General features: G+C 75.1%; 19 protein-coding genes. All 19 read left to right on the top strand.

The genetic code is table 11. The features are described from left to right. Positions 1-101 precede the first annotated feature (101 nt). From ACWEVP_RS01425 to ACWEVP_RS01335, 19 genes are read left to right on the top strand one after another with little or no spacing between them, the layout of a single operon-like run. Positions 102-2,915, top strand: a complete 2,814-nt coding sequence (locus ACWEVP_RS01425) for an AAA family ATPase (protein WP_452060652.1) — start codon at positions 102-104, stop codon at positions 2,913-2,915. Positions 2,916-2,942: 27 nt separating this feature from the next. Further along, positions 2,943-3,695 (top strand): hypothetical protein, encoded by a 753-nt coding sequence (locus ACWEVP_RS01420; protein WP_452060651.1) that lies wholly within the window; start codon positions 2,943-2,945, stop codon positions 3,693-3,695. 59 nt (positions 3,696-3,754) lie between these two features. After that, positions 3,755-4,951: a hypothetical protein gene (locus tag ACWEVP_RS01415; RefSeq protein WP_452060650.1), complete on the top strand. Its 1,197-nt coding sequence runs from the start codon at positions 3,755-3,757 to the stop codon at positions 4,949-4,951. An 8-nt stretch (positions 4,952-4,959) separates the two neighbouring features. Then, positions 4,960-5,421 carry a hypothetical protein gene (locus ACWEVP_RS01410; protein WP_452060649.1) on the top strand — a complete coding sequence of 154 codons (462 nt, stop codon included), beginning with the start codon at positions 4,960-4,962 and terminating at the stop codon, positions 5,419-5,421. A 12-nt stretch (positions 5,422-5,433) separates the two neighbouring features. Then, entirely contained in the window at positions 5,434-5,646 is a 213-nt protein-coding gene (locus ACWEVP_RS01405; RefSeq protein WP_452060648.1) for a hypothetical protein, read from the top strand. After that, positions 5,643-8,288 carry a hypothetical protein gene (locus tag ACWEVP_RS01400; RefSeq protein WP_452060647.1) on the top strand — a complete coding sequence of 882 codons (2,646 nt, stop codon included), beginning with the start codon at positions 5,643-5,645 and terminating at the stop codon, positions 8,286-8,288. The genes ACWEVP_RS01405 and ACWEVP_RS01400 overlap by 4 nt, the downstream gene beginning before the upstream one ends. Further along, entirely contained in the window at positions 8,285-10,018 is a 1,734-nt protein-coding gene (locus tag ACWEVP_RS01395) for a hypothetical protein (protein WP_452060646.1), read from the top strand. The genes ACWEVP_RS01400 and ACWEVP_RS01395 overlap by 4 nt, the downstream gene beginning before the upstream one ends. After that, the gene (locus ACWEVP_RS01390) at positions 10,015-10,506 is read left to right on the top strand and encodes a hypothetical protein (protein WP_452060645.1); all 492 of its coding nucleotides are present in this window, start codon (positions 10,015-10,017) and stop codon (positions 10,504-10,506) included. Before ACWEVP_RS01395 ends, ACWEVP_RS01390 begins: the two co-directional genes overlap by 4 nt. 11 nt (positions 10,507-10,517) lie before the next feature. Beyond that, a complete protein-coding gene (locus ACWEVP_RS01385; RefSeq protein ID WP_452060644.1) occupies positions 10,518-11,066 on the top strand; it encodes a hypothetical protein in 549 nt (182 codons plus the stop codon). Between the two features lie 45 nt (positions 11,067-11,111). Next, positions 11,112-13,151 (top strand): hypothetical protein, encoded by a 2,040-nt coding sequence (locus ACWEVP_RS01380; protein ID WP_452060643.1) that lies wholly within the window; start codon positions 11,112-11,114, stop codon positions 13,149-13,151. Continuing rightward, a complete protein-coding gene (locus ACWEVP_RS01375) occupies positions 13,151-13,516 on the top strand; it encodes a hypothetical protein (protein WP_452060642.1) in 366 nt (121 codons plus the stop codon). Before ACWEVP_RS01380 ends, ACWEVP_RS01375 begins: the two co-directional genes overlap by 1 nt. A 10-nt stretch (positions 13,517-13,526) precedes the next feature. Continuing rightward, complete coding sequence (locus tag ACWEVP_RS01370) at positions 13,527-14,069, top strand: hypothetical protein (protein ID WP_452060641.1); 543 nt, start codon at positions 13,527-13,529, stop codon at positions 14,067-14,069. Next, the gene (locus tag ACWEVP_RS01365) at positions 14,066-15,535 is read left to right on the top strand and encodes a hypothetical protein (protein WP_452060640.1); all 1,470 of its coding nucleotides are present in this window, start codon (positions 14,066-14,068) and stop codon (positions 15,533-15,535) included. Before ACWEVP_RS01370 ends, ACWEVP_RS01365 begins: the two co-directional genes overlap by 4 nt. 3 nt (positions 15,536-15,538) lie before the next feature. Next, complete coding sequence (locus tag ACWEVP_RS01360) at positions 15,539-17,803, top strand: hypothetical protein (protein ID WP_452060639.1); 2,265 nt, start codon at positions 15,539-15,541, stop codon at positions 17,801-17,803. Next, positions 17,800-18,555, top strand: coding sequence for a hypothetical protein (locus tag ACWEVP_RS01355; RefSeq protein WP_452060638.1), 756 nt, complete (start codon positions 17,800-17,802; stop codon positions 18,553-18,555). The genes ACWEVP_RS01360 and ACWEVP_RS01355 overlap by 4 nt, the downstream gene beginning before the upstream one ends. Position 18,556: 1 nt before the next feature. After that, positions 18,557-19,276, top strand: coding sequence for a hypothetical protein (locus ACWEVP_RS01350; protein ID WP_452060637.1), 720 nt, complete (start codon positions 18,557-18,559; stop codon positions 19,274-19,276). Next, positions 19,273-20,211, top strand: a complete 939-nt coding sequence (locus ACWEVP_RS01345) for an ATP-grasp domain-containing protein (protein WP_452060636.1) — start codon at positions 19,273-19,275, stop codon at positions 20,209-20,211. Before ACWEVP_RS01350 ends, ACWEVP_RS01345 begins: the two co-directional genes overlap by 4 nt. Beyond that, complete coding sequence (locus ACWEVP_RS01340) at positions 20,208-20,921, top strand: hypothetical protein (RefSeq protein WP_452060635.1); 714 nt, start codon at positions 20,208-20,210, stop codon at positions 20,919-20,921. The genes ACWEVP_RS01345 and ACWEVP_RS01340 overlap by 4 nt, the downstream gene beginning before the upstream one ends. A gap of 15 nt (positions 20,922-20,936) precedes the next feature. Then, positions 20,937-22,457: a right-handed parallel beta-helix repeat-containing protein gene (locus ACWEVP_RS01335; RefSeq protein ID WP_452060634.1), complete on the top strand. Its 1,521-nt coding sequence runs from the start codon at positions 20,937-20,939 to the stop codon at positions 22,455-22,457. Positions 22,458-22,475: the final 18 nt, after the last annotated feature.

Genomic DNA, 22,475 nt, shown 5'->3' with positions numbered 1-22,475 from the left:
CGTGCGAGCGTCGCCGGATCGTCCGGGCGGCCGCGAGGGGACCTCCCTGCCGGGCCCGGCGACGTGGCCGGACGCCACGGGAGCCGAGGTGGGGGTGTGCGGTGGGGAGAACGGATGCCGGGCGGGTGTGGCGGCGGAGACCGGGGGACGACCACCCGGCTCCCTTCGCCGGCCGGCGGTGGGAGAGCGGCCTGCTCGGCCGGGCGGTGGCCGGTCACGGGTCCGCGAGGGTGGTCGTCGGGGAGCCGGGGATCGGGAAGACCGCCCTGCTGGAGCACCTGGCCGACCGCTCGCCGCACCGGGTCGTGTGGGTGCGCGGGAGCCGTGCCGAAGCCGAACTGGCCTACGGCGCCGCGGGGCAGCTGCTCGCCCCCTTCACCGGCTACTTCGGCCGGGTGCCCGCGGCGCAGCGGCGCGCGCTGGAGGTCGCGCTCGCCCTCGACGACGGCCCGGCCGCCGGGGAGCTCGCCGTGTGCGCCGGCGCGCTCGGGGTACTGGGCGCCGCGTCGGCGCGTGAGCCGGTGCTGGTGCTGGTGGACGACCTGCAGTGGATCGACGCGGAGTCCCGGCGGGTGCTCGAGTTCCTCGGGCGCCGGCTGGACCGCGAGCGGATCGCGCTCGTCATGGCCCTGCGCGACGAGCCGGGCGTGGCGGCCGAGCCGCCGGACCTGCCCGCCGTCCGGCTGGCCGGGTTCGACCGCGCCGACGGCCGACGGCTGGCCCGCGCCCACGGGTTCCTCGCCCCGGACCACGACGTGGACGCGATCGTCGACGTGGCGGGCGGGAACCCCCTGGCCGTCGTCGAAACGCTGCGGCGGCTGGCGACGACGGACCGGGCGGCCGACCTCGCGGTCGAGGTCGGCGCGTCGGCGCTGCCGGCGTGGCGGGGCGTGCTCGCCCGGCTGCCCGAGCCGGCCCGCCGGGCGCTGGCCGTGCTCGCCGTCGCCGGCCCGGCCGAACCCGCCACCGTCGAAGCCGCGCTGGCCGAACTGGGGCTTTCTGTGCGCGACGTCGTGCCCGGCGAACGGCTGGGCCTGGTCACCGCGGCCGAGGGCGGCCGGCTGCGGCTGCGGTACCCGCTGCTCGGCCCGGTGCTGCTGGCCGACGCGCCGGAGCAGGCCAGAAAGGCGCTCTACGCGGCGCTTTCCGCGCACGCCCGCCGGGACCAGCGGATCTGGTACCAGTCGTTCGCGGTGACCGGCCCGGCGGACGAGCTCGCCGCCCGCTTGGCCGCGCTGGCCAGGGGCACCGCCGATCCCGTCGCCGCGGTCCGGTTCCTGCGGCGCGCGGCCGACCTGACCGCCGACCCGCGCCGGCGGGCGCTGCGCCTGCTCGCGGCCGCGGCCGGGGCGCTGCGGGCCGGCCGCGGCGAGCAAGCGGCGTCGTGGTGCCGCGAGGCCGTGTCCCTGCGCGACGATCCCGCGTTCCTCGCCGCGGCCGCCGGGCGGAGCGCACGGGGGCTGAGCCTGGCGGGCCGGCACCGCCAGGCGTTCGACGAACTGGCCGGGGCGGCGGGGTGGCTCGCCCGCCGGGATCCCGAGCGCGCGGCGGACCTGCTCTGCGACGCGACCGGGCCCGCCTTGGCGCTGGGGGAGGCGCGCCTGGCGTGCGTGGCCGTCACCGAAGCCGAGTCGCTGGCCGGCGTCCCCCTTCCCGTGCGGGCGCGCCCGGCGGCCGCGGCGGCCCGCGTGATGCACGGCCTGCCGGCCGGCGAGCTCCCGCCGCCGGAGTCGGTCGGCGATCCGGCCGCGCTGGTCTGGCTGGCGCTGGCGCACCTGTGGTCGGAACGGCCCGACCCGGCCCGGACGGCGATCAACGCCGCGCTCTGCCGGTTGCGCCGCGGCCACGCGCCCGCCCTGCTCGCCGTCGCGCTGGCCGTCCGCGGCGATCTCGGCTTCCGCACCGGCGGCTGGGCGGCCGCGGCCGCCGACGCCGCCGAGTCCGTCGCCGTCGCGGGCCGGACCCCGCCGAACGGCGTGATCGCCTTCGGATTGCTGACCCTCGCCCGCTTGGAGGCGGCGCGCGGCAGGCCGGACCGGTGCGCGGAACTGCTGGCGCGCAGCCGCAAGGAGGCCGGCCCGCTCGGTGTGGACCTGCGCCTGCTGCTGGAGCCGGCCGTGCGGGGGCTGGCCGCCCTGACCGCGGGGGAACCGGGCGCGGCGCTGGAACCGCTGGAGTCGGCGTGGGCGCACGCCGAAGCCGGGGGTGTCGGCAACCCGGCCGTGGTGCCGTTCGCGGCCGACCTCGCCGAAGCCCATGTCCGGTCGGGCGATCCCGCACGCGCGCGGGAAGTCCTCGCCTGGCTGGAAGAACGGGCGGCGGGCGCGGGGCTGCGAGGCCAGCTGGCGGGTGCGTGGCGGTGCCGGGGCCTGCTGGCCACCGACGCGGACGAGGCGGCGGCCGCCTTCGCGACGGCCCGGGACGCCGGTGACGTCCGGACCGCCCCGTTCGACCACGCCAGAACCCTGCTCTGCGAAGGAGAAGTGCTCCGGCGGCTGCGCCGGCCCGCGGCCGCGCGGCCGGCGCTGCGCCAGGCGGCGGAGGTGTTCGAGGGCCTCGGCGCCGAGGTCTGGGCCGAGCGCGCGGCCGCCGAGCTGTCCGCCGCCGGCGACCACCCCGGCGCGAAACCCGGGCTGGTCGCCACGGACGTCCTGACCCCGCAGCAGCTGCGCATCGCGAGTCTCGTCGCGGCCGGGCACAACAACGGCGAAACGGCCGAAATGCTGTTCCTGTCCCGGAAAACCGTGGAGGCCCACCTGACGCAGGTCTACCGCAAGCTCGGCGTCCACTCCCGCACGCAGCTCGCCAACGCGCTGAACGCGTGGGGTGACGGTGGGCTCCCGGCCGGGCGCGCGCCGCAGTCGAGGGAGTCACCCGATGCCGCCGAGGGTCCGCGACGGGCAGAGTTCGGGTGACACCGAGGAAAGCGCGGGGGTGAGGACATGGACGTCGCCAGTGAGACGGTGGTGCGGCTCGCCGATCCGGTGACACGGGCGTCGGTGCTGACCGCCGACGCGCTGCTCGCGATCGCCGTGGTGGCTTACGAATTCGACCCGGCACTGGTGACCGAGCCGGTGACGGCGGTGTTCGACCGCTTCGACCTCGCCGTGCCGCTCGACGCCCGTGCCTCGGCGATGGCCCAGTTCCGGCGCACCGGCGAGCCGGTGCCGTGGGAGGTCGCCGCGTCCTGGGACACCGGGCAGGTCCCGCCCCTCGCCGCCGACGCGGTGTGGGCGGGTGCGGTCGTGGTGCGCACGGCGGTCCTGGACGGGACCGTCGTGGCCGTCACCGCCGAACAGTCCGGTGTGGACAGTCCGGTCGCGCTCGACGCGACCGTGCGGATGAGCCCGCCGGAAGAAGACCCCGCGCCGGTGCCGGTGCCGCTGCCTGTCCTCGTGGCCTTCCTCGCCGCCGGCGAGGCCCCGTCCCCCCGGGAACTGCTGCGGGCGACGACGGCGGCCCGGCTCGGCGCGGGCCGGTACCCGGTCGCCGACCTCCCGGCCGGCGTTCCGGTCCGCCGGTTCGAGCGCCTCGTCTGCTGGGTGGTGCCCGAATCGGCGTTCGACGACCCCGGCTGGCCGGGAGCGGCGGACGACGCGACGCCGCAGCAGCGGCGGGCGGACCGGCTGCGCGCCGCGCGGAGCTGGCTCGCCGGCCAGGGCGTCGCCGTCATCACCACATCGGAGCCCACATGACCACCAAGTCCCGCGCCAAGCGCGCATCGACCACGTCGCGACCCAGTACGGAGATCGGTATGGCCACGCTCGTGCAACCGGCATTCCCCTTTGTCGACGTCATCATCGACACCAGCGCGCTGGTCCCGGCCGCGCAACGCTCGCCCGGCGTGGTCGCCGTGGTGGGCAACGCCGACGGTGCCGGCGCGCCCGCGTCGACGCCGCTGGTGGTCACCGGCCACGACGACGCGATCGCCCTGTTCGGCAAGGCGGGCGCGGCGACCCCGCTGAGCCGCAGCCTCGACCTGGTGCTCGCCCAGGATCCCCGGCCCACCAAGATCTACGGCGTCCGCACGCCGGCCGCCGGGAACTACGCGGCCGCGCTCGCCGGTCTCGAAGCCGCGGACGACGTCACGTTCGTCTGCCTCGCCGGCGAGACGACGGTGGGCGCGGCCACCAGCGGCGGCACCCCGGCGACCGGGCTGCGCGCCCTGGCCGAGCACGTGGAAACCATGTCGGCGGCGGGGAACCGGCGGATGGCCGTCGCGATGATCGACCCGGCGATCGCCCGCACCGCGACCTATGTGGACACCGTGCTGGCGGCGAACTCCTACGGTGCGCTGAAGAGCGCCACCGGCCGGATGATCCTCGTCGCCGCGCGGGGCGCGACCACCGACCAGGCGGCGAACCCGAACCCGGTGGCCGACGCGGCCGCCGCCGTGATGGGCGCGATCGCGGGCCAGGCCCCGGCCACCAGCGTCGTGCTCAAGCAGGTGCGCGGCTTCACCGTGCCGGTCACCCAGCAGTACGTGCCGGCCGAGGTCACCGGGCTCGCGAGCCAGGGCGTGATCCCGCTGATCGACCCGGCGCTGGTGCCCGGCACCGGGCTGTTCCTGGCCGACGGCGGCACGTTCTCGACCGACCCCGCCCGCAACTACGTCGACATCTGCCGGGTGCTCGACGACATCGAGTTCCGGCTGCGGGCCGGGCTGATCGGCACGGTGGGGGACGCGCGGATCACCAAGGCCGGCCTCACCGCCGTGCGGGTCCGGGTGGAGGGCATCCTCGGCCCGCTGCAGCTCGGCGCGGTGATCGACGACTTCTCCGTCACCATCCCGCTGCTGCCGATCCTCGCGCTGCCGGAAAGCGCCCGCAGCGCCGCCGAGCAGGCCCAGGTGGTCGCCGCCCGCCAAACCCGGCAGGTGTCCGTCCTCATCAGCGTCACGTACGGGCCCGCGGTGCACCGGCTCAACGTGACCCTCGCCCCCCAGTTCTAGGAGCCACGATGTCGAGTCCCGAAACCAGCTGGAACACCCGCCTCGCCGTGCACTACACCGACGACAAGGGTGCCGACCACGAGATCTCGCCGATCCAGTCGTTCACGCCGACGTTCGCCACGACGGCGGAGCCGTTGCACAGCATCGAACGCACGCACGTCGGCGTGGTGACCCAGCCGTACGCGCTGACCTTTTCCATGACGGTCAACGCGATCGGCCCGGCCACCGCGCAGCTGACCGCGCTGGCGCTGAACGCGACCGAGTTCAGCATCTCCATGCAGGAGCGCTCCGGCGACGACTGGTCGTTCTCCACCATCGTGCTCAGCCGGTGCGTGATCACGAGCGCGTCGCCGACGGCGGCCACCGTGCTCGGCGCGCCGCAGGCGACGTTCTCCGGCTTCTCCATGCACGTCGACGCGACCGACGCCGGCGGCGTCAAGACGTCCGGCCCGCTGCAGGCATCGCTCTAGAGGGGGTTTTCCGTGGCCGACGACCTGGAAGCGGCCGGCGCGCTGCTGCCGCCCGCCGGGGACTGGTGGGACGAGACGGGCGCGCACGCCACCGTGCGCTCCGGCGGGCTGGTCCTGGAGTTCCCGGTCGAGGTCGAGGTCCGGCTCGTCTCGCCGGAGCGGCCCGGCTCGCTGGCCGACACCACCATCCACCGGCTGACCGCGGCATTGGAGGGACTGGCATGACGACCGTGCGCATCCCGGTCCGGATCCGGCTCGACGTCGATCCGGCCCGGTCTCCGGAGGCGCTGGCCGAGCTGGTGCGCGACGCGACCGAGCGGGCCACCTGCCGCGCGGCCGAGCGGGCCCGCGGGGTGCCCGCGGTCCGCGACGCGTCCTGGGACGGCGGCCCGCCCGCGACGACGGTCCGCTTCACCGGTGACCCGCTGCCGCCGCCGCTGGCTACCGGGCTGGCCGTCGCCACCCGCAGTGGTCTGCACGCCGCCGCCACCCGCGTGCAGGCCACGACCGCGGCCCGCCCGGCCGCGAAAACGCCGGCGCGCGCCCCGAAAAAGCTGCGGCTCCGGGACTTCGCCGACGAAGCCGACATCTGGAGCGCGGTGGTGGCCTTCTACGGTGGCGCGCCGCCGGGGGAGCTGCTCGTCATCGCCCGCCTGAACGGCACTCCACGGCAGTGGGCCGTGGACTTCAGCGGCCCGGCCCGCTCGCCCGTGGTGCGGGCCCGCGGTCCCTTCACCGCGTTCACCCGCGACGGGAGCGGCGAGCGCCCGGCAGGCGGCCTCGTCGCGGACGGACTGCGGTTCTGGCGCCGGTTCACCACCGAAGCGCAGTGGCACGCCGTGCTGGCCGAGCTGATCCTGGAAGACCTCGCGGGACTGCGGAAGTCCGTGCCCGCCCGCCGGCTGGCCGACCGGGCCCGGGCCGCGGCCGGGAAGTTTCCGTTCACCGGGGCCGGCGCGTGGTACGAGTTCCTCGACGGGCAGACCCGCGTCGGCTGGTACCGCGGACCGGCGGGACTGACGACCGGAACGCTGCCGGTCGCGGTGCTCACCGAGGACGTGCGGGCCGGGGAGTACGGCAAGGACTGCGCGCCGCTGGACCTGACCTCGGACGGCGAAGCGACCCTCGGCAAGCCCTACCTCGGCGAGCCCCACCTGGACCAGTGGCCGGCCGACCGCGACCACTTCGCCGGGCTGATGGGCGAAATCGCCGCCCGGCTCGAGCTGCCCGAAGCCGGCGGCTACGTCGGCGCGTTCGTCCTCGTCGCCACGCAGGAGGTCGGCAGGCAGAGCGAGCGGCTCGGCTTCCTCGGGGGCGGCACCCGGGGCCGGCAGGCGGACCTGCGCCGGCTGGCCGAGGTGTCGGTGCTCCTCACCAACCTCGCCGCGGCGTACGTCGACGCGATGTACGCCGGCGACCGCGCGCAGACCCTGCCGTGCCCGGTGGCCGGCCACAGTGGACAGTGGGCGCTGCACTTCCACCAGCTGTTCTTCCGCGTGCGGCGGGACGCCGTCGGTCAGCTGTTCGCGTCGGCCTGCCAGGACGTCCTGCTCGAGGTGCTGGAGCAGAGCCTGGCCGAGCTGGACCGCAGGCTCGACCGCACGAACTTCCCCCAGTACATGCGGTTCACCCGCGCGCTGCTGGTGATCGTCCTCTCGCCCAGCGTCGAGCTGGAGGAGCTGCGCCGCCGGATCGGGGCCGCGAAGGCACGCGACCGCAACCCCGCGCTCGCCTGGCGCGCCCCGAACCTCGTGCACACCGGCTGGCGCCAGGCGAGCGCCGACGTCGTGGCCGCCATCCGCGAGGCCGCGCCGGACGGCCGGCCCGCGGGCACCGTGGTCGTCCTCGACGGCAAGTACTGGGCCAAGGACGCGCGGGACCGCTGGTGGAACGAGGACCAGCTGGCGCTGGCGATCGGAACCGCCCGCGAAGAGGCGTTCCGCATCGACCCCTTCCTGGAGAAGATCAAGGACCTGTCGGACGTCGTGACCCGCCTCAAAGACGCGCAGCGCCGCGACGACGCGCGCAGCGAGCAGCAGGGGGACGCCGTCACCGAAGCCGTGGACGCCGAATTTTCGGCCGTGCTCAGGGAAGTCCGGCAGGAGAACCTCGACCGGACGGCGCGGGTGCGCCGGGACCGCTCGATCGCGCTCGGCCTGGCGAGCTTCACCGAGGACCGCACCGACGAGATCGGCGCCCGGCTGACCGGCATCCACCGGCTGGCCGACCAGCGTCTGCGCCCGATGTTCGCCTACCAGGCCGTGTACGTCGACGCCCTGCACGCCCTCGCGGACGCCGAACTGGGGAAGGCCGAGCTGACGGAGTTCTTCAACGTCTGGGGCATCGCGTTCCTGGCGCTGTTCTGCCCGCCCGCGGCGTTCCTGATCGGCGCCGGCCAGGCGATCGGCGCCCTGGCGACCGCGTACGAGCACCGCGGGATCCAGAAGGCGCTGCTCGACGGCGACGAGATCATCACCCGGGCGCAGGCGGAGGCCGAACTGTGGGCGGCCTGGATCGGTGCCGCGTTCGCGTTCCTCCCGCTGGTGAAACCGGTCGGCCGCGGGCTCTCCGGCGCCGCGCGGCTGGCGCTGCCGGGTGCCGGGCGGCGCGCCGCGGCCATCGCCGCGATCCGGCTCGCCAAGAAGGAGGCGGCGCACGTGTTCGCGCTGGTGACCACCGAAGAACTGGTGAGCGCCTTCCTTCGGGAGGCGGTCAAGGGGTACGTGCTGAACCTCGTGCTGTCCTCGGCCATCGACCGGTTCATCGACGCCGTCGTGCGCGAGGACCCGCACGGCGAGGTCTCGCGCGAGCAGCTGCGCGCGGTCATGGCCGAGGCGGCCCGTGCCGCCGGGCAGGACGCGCCATGACGACGAGAACCGGGCCGCACCCGGTCCCCGCCGTCCTGCGTGACCACCCGCGGCTGCGGGAAGGCCTCGCGGAGGTCCGGAGCCGGACCCGGTTGCCGGAGGAACGCCTGCGGGAGCTCTGGGACGAGTCGGTGGGCTCGTCGCTGGACGTCCTCGGGATCGGGTACGTCGAAGACTTCGAGGCGGCGATGGCGAGCGTGGGGCGGCTGCGCGAGCGGGTGCACGAAATCTACGAACGGCTCTTCGCGGGCCCGGCGACCGAGGCGGACCTGCAGGAGCTGCGCGGTCTCGAAGCGGCGCTGGCCGAGGACGTCCTCGCACTGGCGGATCCGCAGCGCTGGGCCCGCGACCGGCCCGGCCTGCCGGACAAGCGGCGGTCGCCGGGCGCGGCCCCGCCGGCCCCGGCCGCGCGGCGGGGCACCCGGGTGCGCGCGCTGGACGTGGAACGGCGGGCCGCGTTCGAGCGCGCCAAGCTCTTGGCGCCCGAGCGGCTGGACGCCGCGCTGCGCGAAGAACCCCGGGCGGAGGCGGCGCTCCGGCGCGCGCTGGCGGACAAGGGGATGGACGCGGAGTCGATCGGCCACGTCGTCGACGCCCTCGACGAGATCCGCGACCCCGGGCTGGACTTCGCGTTCGGCGCCGGCCCGGGCCGGTCGCAGGCCACGACCGCCCGGGTGCACGCCGCGTACCGTGAACTCCCGGTCCCGCAACGGGATCTGGTGAACCGGGCCAACGTCCTCGACCCGGACTTCCTGCGCCTCGCGGTGCTGCGGGAGAGCGAAGGCGAGCTCGTCCGGCTCGTCGACCGGTTCTGCGCCGAGCACGGCATCACCGGGCAGCAGCGGACCGACCTCGAAGCCGCCCTGCGCCGCCTCAACGAGGTGCACCGGGAATCGTTGCACGACACCGGACCCGGCGAGACCGGCAGTGTCCAGGCCCGGACGCGGGCGGCGGTCCTGGACCGCGCGGCGACCGCGATCGGGCTGCCGACGCAGGAGGAGATCACCCGGCGGCTGGGCCGCAGCTCGGCCGTCGTCGAGCTGGCCGCGCGCAGCCCGGGGCACCTGGCCGAACTCGCCGAGAAGTGGCTGCGGTACGCCGTGGAGAAACGGGCGGAGGGCAAGCCGGTCGCGACCCTGGAGCGGTACGCGCGGGCGCTGGCCCGGTCGCACGTGCGAGGTCTGCTCGGCGAGCTCACCGCCGCGTTCCAGCTCGCCGACGACGCCTGGGTGATCAAGGTGCCCGACCTGGGCGTCACGGTCGGCGGGACCGACTTCGCCGCGGTGGACCTGCGGACCGGCGAGGTCTGGTTCGGCGACAACAAGGCGTTGTCCGCCCGCGGCCTCGGCGAGGTCAGCAGCCTCCTCGACAACATCGTCGACAACATGGCCGCCGACGTCGCCGAGTTCGGGAGCTGGCTCCAGCGCGACGAAGTCCCGCTGCCGCCGAAGCTGGCCGACGCGATCCAGCGCGCCCGGGACGCGTCGGCCGAAGTGAGCGCCTACACCGCGCGGCTGCGGCCGGAGGACATCACCACCGACGCCGTGCAGCGCCGGATCACCAAGATCCTCGCCCGCAAGGGAGTCGGGCGGGTCGTCACCAACGCCGGTGGCGAGCTGGCCTGGCTGACCGGCGCGGCGCGGAAGTACCTCGCCTTCAAGAACCTCGAAGAGCCCGGTCCCTACCCACCGGAGCGCCGCATCGAACTGCCCGAAGGGAGTGCCCCGTGAGCGGCTACGAACCCGGCCTGCACACGCCGAGCGCCATCCTGTCCGACGGGATCGTGCCGGTTCCGCTCTGGGCCGTCACCCAGCTGTCCATCGCCTCGACCTACTTCGTGCCCCAGATCGGCGGCAGCCGGCGCCGGGTCGCGGTCGTCACCCACGACGACACGCTGTCCTTCAGCGCCGTGCTGCTCGGCCCGTCGCGGTTCGCGTGGAAGGTCGCGCTGGAGAACCTGGCCGAGTCGGGCCGGCAGGGCACCGCGCTGTCACGGCTGACGAAGAACGCCGTCGGCGGGCTGGTGCTGATCACGGCGGCCACGATCCGCACCGACCTCGCCGTCCAGTCGCTCACCTTCACCCAGGCGTCGGGCCGGCGCGACGCGATCGACGTGTCCATGCAGCTGATCCACCTGCCCCGGCCGGGCAGCCTCGCCAAGCTGCTCGAGGTCGCGTCCGTCGGGGTGGGCGCGCTGACCGACGCGCTGCCGATCTGAGGATGGCGACGATGACCTTTCCCGCACTGCCCGGCCTGATCGGCCGGCCGCCGTTCGACGTGCCACCGCTGCCGGGCCCCGACGTGCCGGCGAGCGGCCCCGCCGCGCCCCGCGTGCTCAAGCAGGAGCTCACCGCCGGCCTGCCGGTCCGGGTGGACCTCGACGGCGCGCGCGCCCTGGTGCTCGCCGTCCCGCTCGGCGCCGCCCGGAGCGTCCTGGCCGCCGACCCCCAGTCCGTCGTCTTCGACACCCGCGTGCCCGTCGATCCGGCGGCCACCCGGGATCCCGGCGCCGCCTGGCCCCGGCTGACCCTGCTGTCCGACGGGGTGATCGGCGAGACGGTCCCCGTGGTGGCCGGCGTGCCGGTCGCGCTGCGGCTCGGCGCGGTGGCCGTCGTCGAGGTGACCGTCGACCTGCTGGTCGTCACGATCGGCACGCTGCGCAGCCCCGGGCAGTTCGCCAGCAGGCTCGCGCTGCGCTGGCGGGACCTCGGGCCCGCGCCCGACACCGGCCCGCCGCGCCCGGCCGGCGACCCCGGCATCCCCGCGCTGAACGCCTGAGCACGCCCGAGAAAGCCCGAGAAAGCCCGAGAAAGGAGGTCACCGATGAGCCTCGGCACCCTGATCGCGACCGCGGAAGGGCCCGACGTCACGCCGGGCACGGTGCCCGCCTGGGCGGTCGTGTTCTTCGAGGAGGAGTCCGGGACCGCGCTGGCCACGATCGGCAGCGAGACCTACGCCGGTTCGGTTTCCGCCGTCCTGCCCGCCGATCTCACCGGCGGCGCGTACGAGGTCGTGTTCGAGGGCATGACCGACGCGGACTACGAGAAGATCCACGTCCGCGGCGGGCGGCACCTGGCCGCGTCCCTTTACCTGTGGTGGAAGGATTCCCCGACCGGCCTGGCCGGCGACCTGGCCCGCTTCACCGGGCTCGACCACCCGCTCGGGGCGATCACCCCGGACCCGCCGCCGCTGAGCCTCGTCGCGGTCCTGCGCGTGGACCGGCTGTGGCGGCGCTCGGGCGCGCGCCGCTTCGAGGTGGTGGTGAGCGCGCGCGAGCTGGTGACGGCTCAGCTGTCGGGCACCGACGTCGTGCCCGTACCCCAGCCCGGCCTGCGGGACGCCGTGCGGGCGATCACCGAGCGGGCCGGCGTGCGGCTGGTCCAGGAGTACGGCCTCGCGGACTTCCAGCCGCCGCCGGGGGTGCTCGCCCCGGTGAAGATCCCCGTCCAGCACGGGACCTGCCTGCAGGCGCTGACGGCCGTGCTGGAGGACCAGGCGCGCAAGCTGCTGCGGCTCTACGGCCAGCCGCTCGCCCTGGTCCGCAACGGCGTCCTGCACGTCGGGGTGTGGGCGGGCGCCACGGGACCGCGGCTGCCGGTCGAACGCCGCCTCGACGACGACAGCGGCCTGCTGGCGATCGAGCGCGGGTCCGCCCGCGCACGGGAGCAGGCGGCGGGGGACCGGCCGGACGCGCCGCAGTCCCGGCTGACGGTGTCGGTGACCGCGCTCGGGCGGCCGGACCTGAAGCCGGGGGACACGCTCGTCGTCGAGCTGCCGCCGGAGGACTTCCCGCAGGTCGAGCCGCCGAGCCTCGGCGCGACCCTGCTCGGCTCGCTGAACACGCGGCCCTTCGGCGACCTCGCCCCGGATCCGACGCCGGTGCGCTGCCGGGTCACCGAGGTCACCCACCGGATTTCGCGGGAAGAGGGCTTCCTGACCGTCGCGAAGGCGTTCGTGCTGGCCGACGGCGACGACGGGTGGGACCTCGGCGGCCTCACCCCGGCACCGGAAGCCCGGGCCGTCCCGCCGATCGGCGAGCCGCCCGCGGACCCGGCGCAGGCCTTCGCCGTCAGCCTCCGCAGCGCGACGGCCAGCCTCACCGCCGGAGTCGCGCAGCGGGCGCGCTCGCACGTCGGCCTCGTCCACGACCACGTCGCCGCCGGCGCCACCGAAACCCGGCACACCAGCGACTTCTGGGTGTCCCGGGATCCGGGCGACGGCTCGGGCAGCGCCGCGCAGCGGGCCGCGGTCAGCCGGGACCAGCCCGCCGAGGCGCACCGGGTGCCGTACGCGACCCCGTTCGCCTGGGGGAACTTCGGCCTGGTGCTGCCGCGCTACCCGGCCACCCGGGTCCTGCTGGTCGACGGCGCGGGCGGGCCGGGGGAGTACGTGGACGTGGGGGCGCTGTGGGCGGTGAACGCGGGCCCGGCCGCGGAAGCGGGCGACTACTGGCTGGCGCTGCCGGCGAACGCCGCGGCCACCGAGCACCTGCCGCGCGACGGCGGCCCACCGTCCGAAGTGGACCAGCAGCCGCCCGACGGCCCCGCGGCGCACGACCTGATCGACGCCGTGGGCAACCGGGTGATCGAGACGGCGCGGTTCGTGCTGCGCGTCGTCGACGACCCCGGCAACCTGACGAACGTCCCGGACCGGCCGGACCCGGCGGCGGGCGGTCCGGCGGGCAGCGTGGTGATCGAGACCAAGCCCGCCTCCGGCACCCCCGCGCGGATCACGCTTCGCGCCGACGGGAGCGTGACGATCACCGGCTCGTCGATCACGTTCGACGCGGGGGACGGGCAGATCGACTTCAAGGCCAGGGACGTCCGGGTCGCGCTCGCCGGCGGAAAGATGGACGTGAGCTGATGGCCTTCCCCGTCACCATCGCCGGCGAGTTCACGTGCTCCCACGCGGGTGTCCGCACGCCGGCCACGACCGAAGCGAAGCTGACCGTCGGCAAGCAGGCCGTGCTGCTCTTCTCCGACGCCGCCACACCCGCGGCCTACGTCGGGTGCTCGTTTCCGCAGGGCGGCCCGCCGAAGCCGTGCCAGACGACCTCTCCCGCCGCCGCGCCCAACCCGGGATCGGCCCGGAAGCTCACCGTCGACGGGCATCCCGTGCTGCTCGACGCGCTGCACGCGGCCACCGAAAACCCGCCGTCCACCCCGCCGCCGGACCCCGCGAACACCGTCACGGTCGCCGCGGGCCAGGACAAGCTCACCGCTTCGTGAAGGAACGACCATGACCACTGCACTCCCGCCGCCCCCGGGCGACGACTCCGCCGTCCGGCGCCGCCAGCTGCTCGGGTTCGGCCCGCGCGCCGACCTGGCCGACCCCGGGGACACCGCCCGCGACCTGGTGCTGCGCACCACGGCGACCGGCGTCGACCTCGACCTGGTCGAGGGCGTCGACGCACTCTGCCAGGACCTCGCGATCGGGCTCACCACGCTGCGCGGCAGCGACCCGTTCAACGTGCGGTTCGGCTTCCTCGGCCTGACGCCGCTGGTGCGCCAGACCTCACCGGTGCTCGCGCGGGAAGGGCTGCGCAGCGCCGTGATCGAGATGGTCGCCGCCGACCCGCGGGTGCGGCGCGTGGTCGACCTGACCACGCCGACGCCGACCGAAGGCCGCGCCTCGCGGTCGTTCGACATCTCCGTCTCGTTCGAGGCGATCACCGGCGACCCGGCGACGCTGGCCACCGGCGGCCTCGCCACCGGCGCCGAGTGGGGCGCCCTCGACACCCCCGGCGTCGCGGCGTCCGGGACCACCGGGAGGACGCCATGAGCTCCGACAGCAGCATCGACCTGACCGACGTCCTCGCCGTCGACGACTCCGTCACGCGCTCCACCGGCAGTGGCAGCTTCGGCGTGACGACGGCGGGGTTCCTGCCCAAGCCGTTCACCCGCCTGCTGGCCGAGAAGATCGCTCTCGCGCAGCAGCTGATCGACCCGGCCGTGGACCTGTCGAGCGGCAGCGTCCTGCGCAAGCTCCTGGAGGTCACCGCCCTCGAGGACGCGCGCACCTGGGCGGCGCTGGCGGCGGAGTACGACGACAGCTTCGTCAGCACCGCCCGCGGCCGCGCGCTGTCCGAACTCGGCGCCGAACTCGGCATCACCCGGCCGTTCCTCACCGCGACCGGTTCGGTCACGCTGACGCTGGCGGAGGCGTTGCCCGCGAGCGTGCCGAACCTGGTGCTGCCGCGCGGTTCCCGGCTGGCGACCCCGGGTGGGCACCGCGTCGCGCTCGCCGCGGCGGTCGAGTTCACCGCCGGCGTGACGTCGGCGTCCGTACCGGTGACGAGCTTCGACCCGGGCCCCGTCGGCAACCTCGACCCGGCCGCCACCGACGCCGGCGGCGGCCACCCGCAGCGGATCGACCGGTGGGAGATCGCCGACGCGAAGCTCGCCGCGATGATCGCCGCCGACGTGGCGGCCGGCTTCCTCGACACGGCCGCGTCGATCGGGCAGGGCCTGGTGCGCGTGCAGCACACGCAGGCGCTGACCGGAGGAAACGCGCAGTTCGACGACGACCGCTACCGCGCGCTGCTGCTCAACGCGCCCCGGTCGGTGTGGACGGCGGACTCCATCGCGGCGACCGTGGCGCTGGTGCCCGGCGTGCGGCAGGTCCTGGTGCGGGACGGGTGGGGCGGGCTCGACCTGTCCCAGTCGATCTTCGGCCAGTTCAACTTCATGGAACGGCTCTTCGCGGCGGACCGGGACATGTCGTCGCCGTTCTTCGTCACCGTGCTCGTCGCGCCGACCGAGGCCGCGGTCTGGGAGGGTGCTTCGGGGCTGCACGCGGCGGTCGAGCAGGCGATCCGCGACGTCCGCCCGGTCGGGATCTTCCCCGACGTCGTGCGGGCCGAGCAGGTGTTCTTCACCATCGACGCCGACGTCGTGACCTCGGGGGTGCCGCTGCCGTCCGGCTCGGTCGCCGTCCGCAACCTCAGCCCGGGCGCGCTCGCGCTCAAGCAGCGGCTGGCGGCCCGGCTGCGCGGCGTCGTCGACGGGCTGTCCCTCGCCGAACCCGTGCGGGCGGCCGCGCTGTCGGCGGCGATGATGGCCGAACCCGGCGTCGTCGACGTCACCGGGCTGCAGCTCGTGCGGTTCCCCTATTCGGTCGACTCCGTGGGGTCCGGCGGGGAGAGCGACACCTCGCCCGACGTGCTCGACGTCGACGAGAACCTGATCATCGGCGCCGACCAGATCGCGGTGTTCGTCTCCTCGCCCGGCCGGCTGACGGTGCGGTGAGCCATGACGAACCCCGTGACCACTTCCGTGCTCGACCCGGCCGGCCTCGGCGCCGGCGTGCTCGCCGCGGCCGCGGCCGAGCTGATCGGCCCGCTGGCCCCGGCCGCCACCCCGAAACCGCTGACCCTGCGCGCTTCGGGACCGCCGGGGCAGGTCGAGGCCGTCGTCGACATCGCCACCCGGCAGGCACTGGTGCTGTGCACCGTGCTGTCCGATGTGGACTCTTCAGGGTTGACCGTCCTGCCCGCGCTGAAGTCCGGCAACGGCGCGCCGCAGACGTTGCCGGTACTGACGTTCGCGCCGCACACGGCGGCCGGCACCGCGCTGGTGGCCGCGATCCCGCCGCCGGGCAAGGGCGGCGTCGTCGCGCCGTTTTCCGTGCTGGCGCGCGGGATCCGCGGCGGTGAGACCGGCACCGGGCTCAGTACCGCGCAGCTGCTCGCCGCCGTGCGGTTCGACCTGGTCCAGGGCACGCTCGGGCGGCTGCTCACCGTGCTGCTCGACGAGAAGGGCCGGATCCGGCGCACCGCCCGGCAGATCCGCGCGATGCGGACGCTGGCCGCGGCGAGCGGCAACGCGCTCGACCGGATCGGCGCCGACCTCGCCTGCCCGCGGTTCTCCGACGAGCTGTTCTGGGACGCGGAGGACCAGACCCCCGCCACCCGGCCGCTCCAGCCGGAGGGCACCCGCGAGGACGACGCGTCCTACCGCGCCCGGCTGCGGGTCCTGCGCGGCCTGCGGCTGCCCAGCACGCCGTGGATCGATTCCGCGCTGGGCGGCGGGTTCCTCGCCGACGTCGGCGTGCCCGCCGCGGTGACCGTCGACGAGGCGGCCGACCCGCAGCTGATCGCGCTGAGGCTGGTCGCCCCCGGCGCGCCGGGCAAGATCCCGCAGCTGCTCAACGCGATCCGGCGGGTGCACATGATCTGGCCGGCCGGCAGCACCGAAGGCGACGACGCGCACGGAGACCGCCTGCTGCCCCCGGCCGAGGCGGCGCGCGTGGACCTCCAGCGCGCCGCGCTCGCCACCTGGCAGGTGCAGCCCTTCCAGCCGGTGGCGCCCGCCGTGGCCGAAGCGCTGACCACGCTCGACCGCCGCTGCGTCCAGCTGGGGGCCCGGCCGTGGCCGCGAGTCCTCAAAGGACAGGACAACGCCGGCGGCTCGCGGTTCGAGCTGGGGTTCGGCGCGTTGTTCGCCGCGCCCGTCGCCGCTCAGCTCGACGCGGCGGTCACCGCGGCCACGCAGCTGAAGGACCCGAACCTGGTCCCGGTGCCGCGGGCGGCGGACCCGGCGGGCGCGTGGCTGCTCAAGGCGTGCGGGATGCGGACGGTCGAGCTCGGCGCCGATGGCACGGTGTTCACCAGCACCGCGCCGATGGGCCCGCTGGTCGTGGACATCGACCCCGACTCCGACGGGGACGTCCCGCTGACGCTGACCGCGCGGCTGGTTTCGCCCACCGACCCCGACCACGACGTGCCGGTGGTCCACGTGATCACCGCGCTCGCGGGTGCGCAGCTGACCCCGGCCGCGAACCCCGCCGCGGTGCTGGCGAGCGCGCGGGCGACGGCCACGGTGCCCGGCCTGGACGCCGCGCTGGACAGCCGGAGCGTGCCGAAGGTGACCGACGTCGCCGCCTTCCGCCGTCAGCTGGGCACGCTCTCGCCCCGCGACTACGTGCTCTTCGACCTCGGCGCCACCCGCACGGCGGCCGTGATCGCGAACTCGACCCTGCTGAGCCCGCTGTTCACCACGGCCGCCGCGGCGGGCGCGAGCAGCGTCGTCGCGCTGGCCACCGGCGCCGGGACGCTCGCGCTGGTGTTCGGGGTCGCGGGACTGCCGCTGGCGGGCAGCAACCTGGCCGGCGAGCACACCCTGATCCACCGCTGGCAGGTCCGCGGGCTCGGGCAGCAGCACGCCACCCTGTCGTCGAGGCGGGGCGCCGTCGTCACGATCCCGCTCTTCAACGAAGGCATCAGCGTCGTGTCCTGTGTGGTCGGTCAGCGCTCCGGCAGGAACAACCCCTACACGTGGCGGCCGGCACTGCCCGACGGTGCGCTCCTGACGCTGCGGCAGTACGAGCACCTGCTCAACATCGTCGAGCTCGTGACGCCGGTCGGCGTCCGGGCCGACACGTTCGAAATCCGGCGGCGGCACGTGGACGTGGACGGCTCCGGCGCGTTCACCGGCCTCAACATCGCCGCCGCCCGGGCCTACCGGCACTACCGCCTGGCGCCGTCCGCGCGGGCAGGACAAGGAGAAACCCCATGAGCGACGAGGAACAGCTCGTCTACGGCGTCCCGGCGCACACGATCGTCGACGCCCTGCGCGGCGCCGGCGTCGCGGAGGACGACGTCGTCGCGGTGCTCGGCCGCGCCATCGCCCGGCAGTCCGGCCCGGGCCTCACCACGACGGTGACGCCGCCGTTCGTGTTCCAGACCAACGTGCCCCAGCAGGCGCCCCAGTGCGAGCTGCACTTCGAACCGACGTTCACCCACCCCGACTTCATCGACGGCGTGACCGTGGTGCAGGCCGGGGAGACCCCGACCGAGATCGGCTTCAACCACCGGTTCCACGCGATCGAAGACGACCTGGCCGGCATCGCCGACGCCCTCCGGACGGTCAGCAACTGCATGAAGGAGCTGCGGCTGGAGCTGTTCGGGGTGGTCCAGGAGCTGCAGGTGAAGATCACCGCGATCGACCACCGGATCGACCCCCTCAAGGACAAGGCCGAGACCAAGGAGACGAAGGAAAAGGAGAAGGAGAAGGACGACAAGGAGAGCAAGGAGAAGGAAGGCAAGGACGGCAAGGAGAAAGAGGGCAAGGAGAGCAAGGACAAGGACGACAAGGAGCGCGGCAAGGACGGCCGCAAGGAGTTCGTCGACCTCGCCGGCACCGCCGCCCCCGGCACCCCGCCGCCCGCGCCGGACCAGGTCGAAGGCGACGAGCGCACCTTCATCTCCCTCGAAGACCGCCCCGAGGTGGGCCGGGACGCGCTGGCCGGCGACGGCGAGGACAGCTGAAATGCTGCTCATCCTCGCGCACGCCCACGACCGCTCCGCGCGGGCTTTGGCGCGGCGGTGGGGCGGCGGGGCGCTCCTGCTCACCCCCGGCGCGCTGCCCGAGACTCGGTGGCACCTCGAAGTGGACCGCGACGGCCGCGTCCGCACCGGACTGGCGACCGCCGACGGGACGCCGATCCCGGTCACGGGGGTGGTCAACCGGCTGGGGGTGATCACCGCCGCGGACGTGCCCGGCGTGCACTCGCGGGACCGGGCGTACGCCGGGGCCGAGCTGACCGCGTTCCTGCTGGCCTGGCTCGACGCCTGTCCCGTCCCGGTGCTCAACCCGCCCGACCCGCGCAGCCTCAACGGGCCGCCGTGGTTCCCCGAGCAGTGGGCCGAGGTGGCGGCGTCGGCCGGCCTGCGCGTCGAGGCCCCCGGCCGCCGCGTCGGGCTCCCGGCCGCGCCGCTCGCCGCCGTACCGGACTGGGACGGTGCCGTGCGCGCCCACGTGGTCGGGGACGTCTGCGTCGGCGACGTCCACCCCGCGCTGGGGCGGCGGCTGTGCGAGCTCGGGCGCCTGGCGCGCACGCCGCTGCTCACGGCGACCGTGTCCGGCCGCGGGCCGCACGCCCGGGTGCGCGACATCTCGGCGTGGCCCGACCTGGCCGACCCGGCGGTGGCCGACGCCGTCCTGGCCGCGCTGGGCGCGGTTCCCGACGTCGTGGCGGTGGCCGGATGACGATCCTGCTGTGGGGCCTGCTCGCGGACGACCCGATGGCCGCCGTGCACGCGCGGTTGCGGGAGCTGGGCGCCCCCGTCCGCTTCCTGGACCAGCGGCGCGTGCTCGACACGACCGTGCGGATCTCGGCCGGGCGCACCCGGGTGACCGTCGCGGGGGAGGAGTTCGACCTCGACGCCGTCCGGGCCGCCTACGTGCGCCCGCACGACAGCACGCGGCTGCCCGCCGTGCGCACGCGGCCCGCGGCCGGCCCGGAATGGCGGCACGCGGCGGAGGTCGACCAGGTGCTCAACGCCTGGACCGACCGCACCCCGGCCTACGTCCTGAACCGGCCGGAAGCGGGGGCGAGCAACGGCTCCAAGCCCTACCAGCTGCGGATCGTCGCGGCCGCGGGCTTCCTCGTGCCGCCGACCGTCGTCACCAACGACCCGGCCCGCGTCGAGGCGTTCCTGGCCGAGCACGGGGCCGTCATCGTCAAGTCCACCAGCGGGATCCGCAGCCGCGTGCGCCGCGTCGGGCCCGCCGACACCGCCCGGCTGCCGGACGTGCGGACCTGCCCGACCCAGTTCCAGCGCCACGTGCCGGGCACCGACGTGCGGGTGCACGTCGTGGGCACCGAGGTGTTCGCCGTCGAGGTGGACAGCGACGCCGACGACTACCGGTACGCGCGGGCGCAGGGCCTGCGCGCCCCGGTGCTGACCGGGATCGACCTGCCGGACGCCGTCTCGGCCCGCTGCCGTGACCTGGCGAAGCGGCTCGGGCTCCCGGTGGCCGGCATCGACCTGCGCCGGACCCCGGACGGCGAGTGGTACTGCTTCGAGGTCAACCCCTCGCCCGGGTTCACCTACTACGAATCGAAAACCGGCCAGCCGATCGCGGCGGCCATCGCCGGGCTGCTGGCCGCGGCGGCATTGTGCAAGGAGCGTCCGGCATGACCACGATGGACACCGTCGAGGAGATCCGGTTCGGTGGCGCGCGGGCCTTCTCGGCCGAGCTGTTCACCCCGGCGGAGGTGGCGGAGATCGCCGCCGCCGTGGACGCGGTGCCGGCCGGGCTGCGGCACGGGGACGGCCCCGGCGGCCTGATCACGATCGGCGAGCCGTTCTACCGCAACCGCGAGCGCCCCGGTTACTACACCGCGTGCGCCCGTGCGGAGAACCACTTGCTGTACCGGCACTTCCGGCTCGTCCACGAGCGGGTGGCCGCCTTCTTCGAGCACCGGTACGCGCTGCCGGTGGTGTACGCCGAGGAGCTGGCCGTCCCCGGGTTCCACGTGTTCGGCTTCCCGGCGCCCGGCGCGTATGAAGGCGGCGGCTGGCACGTCGACGCGCTCGAGACGCAGGTGCCCTCGCTCGTGGCCCGGCGGCCCGGGATCACCGCGGTGGTCAACTTCACCGTGCCGGTCGTGCTGCCCGACGGCGGGAGCGGGCTGGACCTGGAGGCCGACGCGCCGGGCGCCCCGCCCGCCCGGCGGGGCGGCGGCGAGGCGGTCACGGTGCCCTACCGCGCCGGCACGGTGGTGTTCACCGAAACCGAGCTGTGGCACCGGATCTCCGCGTCCCGGTGCCGCACACCCGGCCAGCGCCGCGTGACCTACCAGGGCCACGGGGTGCGCCTCGACGGCCGCTGGATCTTCTTCTGGTGAAGGAAGGTGTTCCCCATGAACCGAACGCGACGGCGGGCGCTGCTGGTGACCGCGGCGATCGCCACCCTTTCGCTCGGGACCGCGGTCGTCGTGTCGGCGGCCGCGGTGCCCAGGGCGGGCTCCGGCGCCGGCGGCTGCTTCGACCCCGCGGCCTTCGGTGCCGTGCCCGACGACGGCGTGGACGACCGGGCGCCGGTGCAGGCCGCCATCGACGCGGCGGGCACGGCGGGCGGCGGTACGGTCTGCCTCGGCAGCGGGCGCTGGCGGGTGTCCCGCGCGCCGGCCGGGTCCTACGACCGGTTCGCCGCGTTGTCCACCCACAGCGCGCACGTGACGATCACCGGCGGCGGGCCGGGCACGGTGCTGGAACTGGTGGGGGACCAGCAGGCCGCGGCGGTCGCGGTGGTGTCGCTCGACCCGGGGGCGAGCGACGTCACGGTGCAACGGCTGGCGATCGACACCTCGGCGGCGACCGGCACCGACGAGCAGACGCACGCGATCGCCATCGGCTCCGGGGTCTGCTCGACCGCGAACGGGACCTGTTCGCTGCCGGTCGCGGACGTGACGGTGCGGGACGTCGTCTTCGCCCACCCCGCGACCCCCGGCTCCCGCAAGGGCGACTGCGTCCGGGTGCTCGGCAACACCCCGGCCACGGCGGTCGAGCGCGTGACGATCATCGGCGGGTCGTTCGTCAGCTGCGCGCGCTCCGGCATCGGCGTGCAGCGCAACGTGTTCTCGCTGGCGGTGCTGGGCAACCACTTCGGCGAGCAGATCGGCGACACCGCCTTCGACGGCGAGGCCACCGGCGGCGACTGGGACGACGGCCTGCGGCTGGAGGGCAACTCCTTCGCCGATTCGACGGTCAACTTCAGCGCGTCGCTGACCTCCTACCGGCACGCGACGATCACCGGGAACACCTTCGGCGGCAAGGGACTTTCGCTCTACCGCACGCAGGACGTCGTCGTCGCGGACAACACGTTCGAGGTGACGGCGATCAGCGGGGTCGGCGTCGTGGACGCGCAGAACGTGGCCACCGGGGACAAGATCGCCGGCAACATCATCCGGCGGCACGGGGTGTCCGGCTCCGGCATCCGGATCACCCCGCACAGCGGCGGGATCCCGGCGCAGGTGACGGTCACCGGGAACACGATCGTCCTGGACGGCGACGCGGACGGCATCTACGGCGACTCGGTGCACGAGATCGGCGTCCGGGACAACGACATCACGTTCACCGGAGCCGCGCCCGACGGTTCGGGGATCGCGCTGCAGGGCATCAGCGGGCCGATCGAAGACGCGACCGTCACCGGCAACACGGTGACCGGCCCGGGCCCGTACTTCGCGGCGGTCCGCCTCGACTCGCGACCGGGGCCGTTCGGCGGGGTCACGGTCGCGCTGAACTCCTCGCGCGGTGCCGCCCGGTCGCTGCAGTGCTCGCAACGGGCACCGGGCGGCTTCCCGCCGTCGATCGTCTCGACCGGCAACCGGTGGAACGTCGCACCGACCTGTCCGGTCGCCCCGCTGACGCCGGGGCAATGACCGGCTCGTGCCGCGAAA

The sequence above is a fragment of the Amycolatopsis sp. NPDC003865 genome (assembly GCF_053605345.1).
Note: the sequence above shows the minus strand (reverse complement) of the source record. Positions and strands in the feature narration are given on the sequence as shown.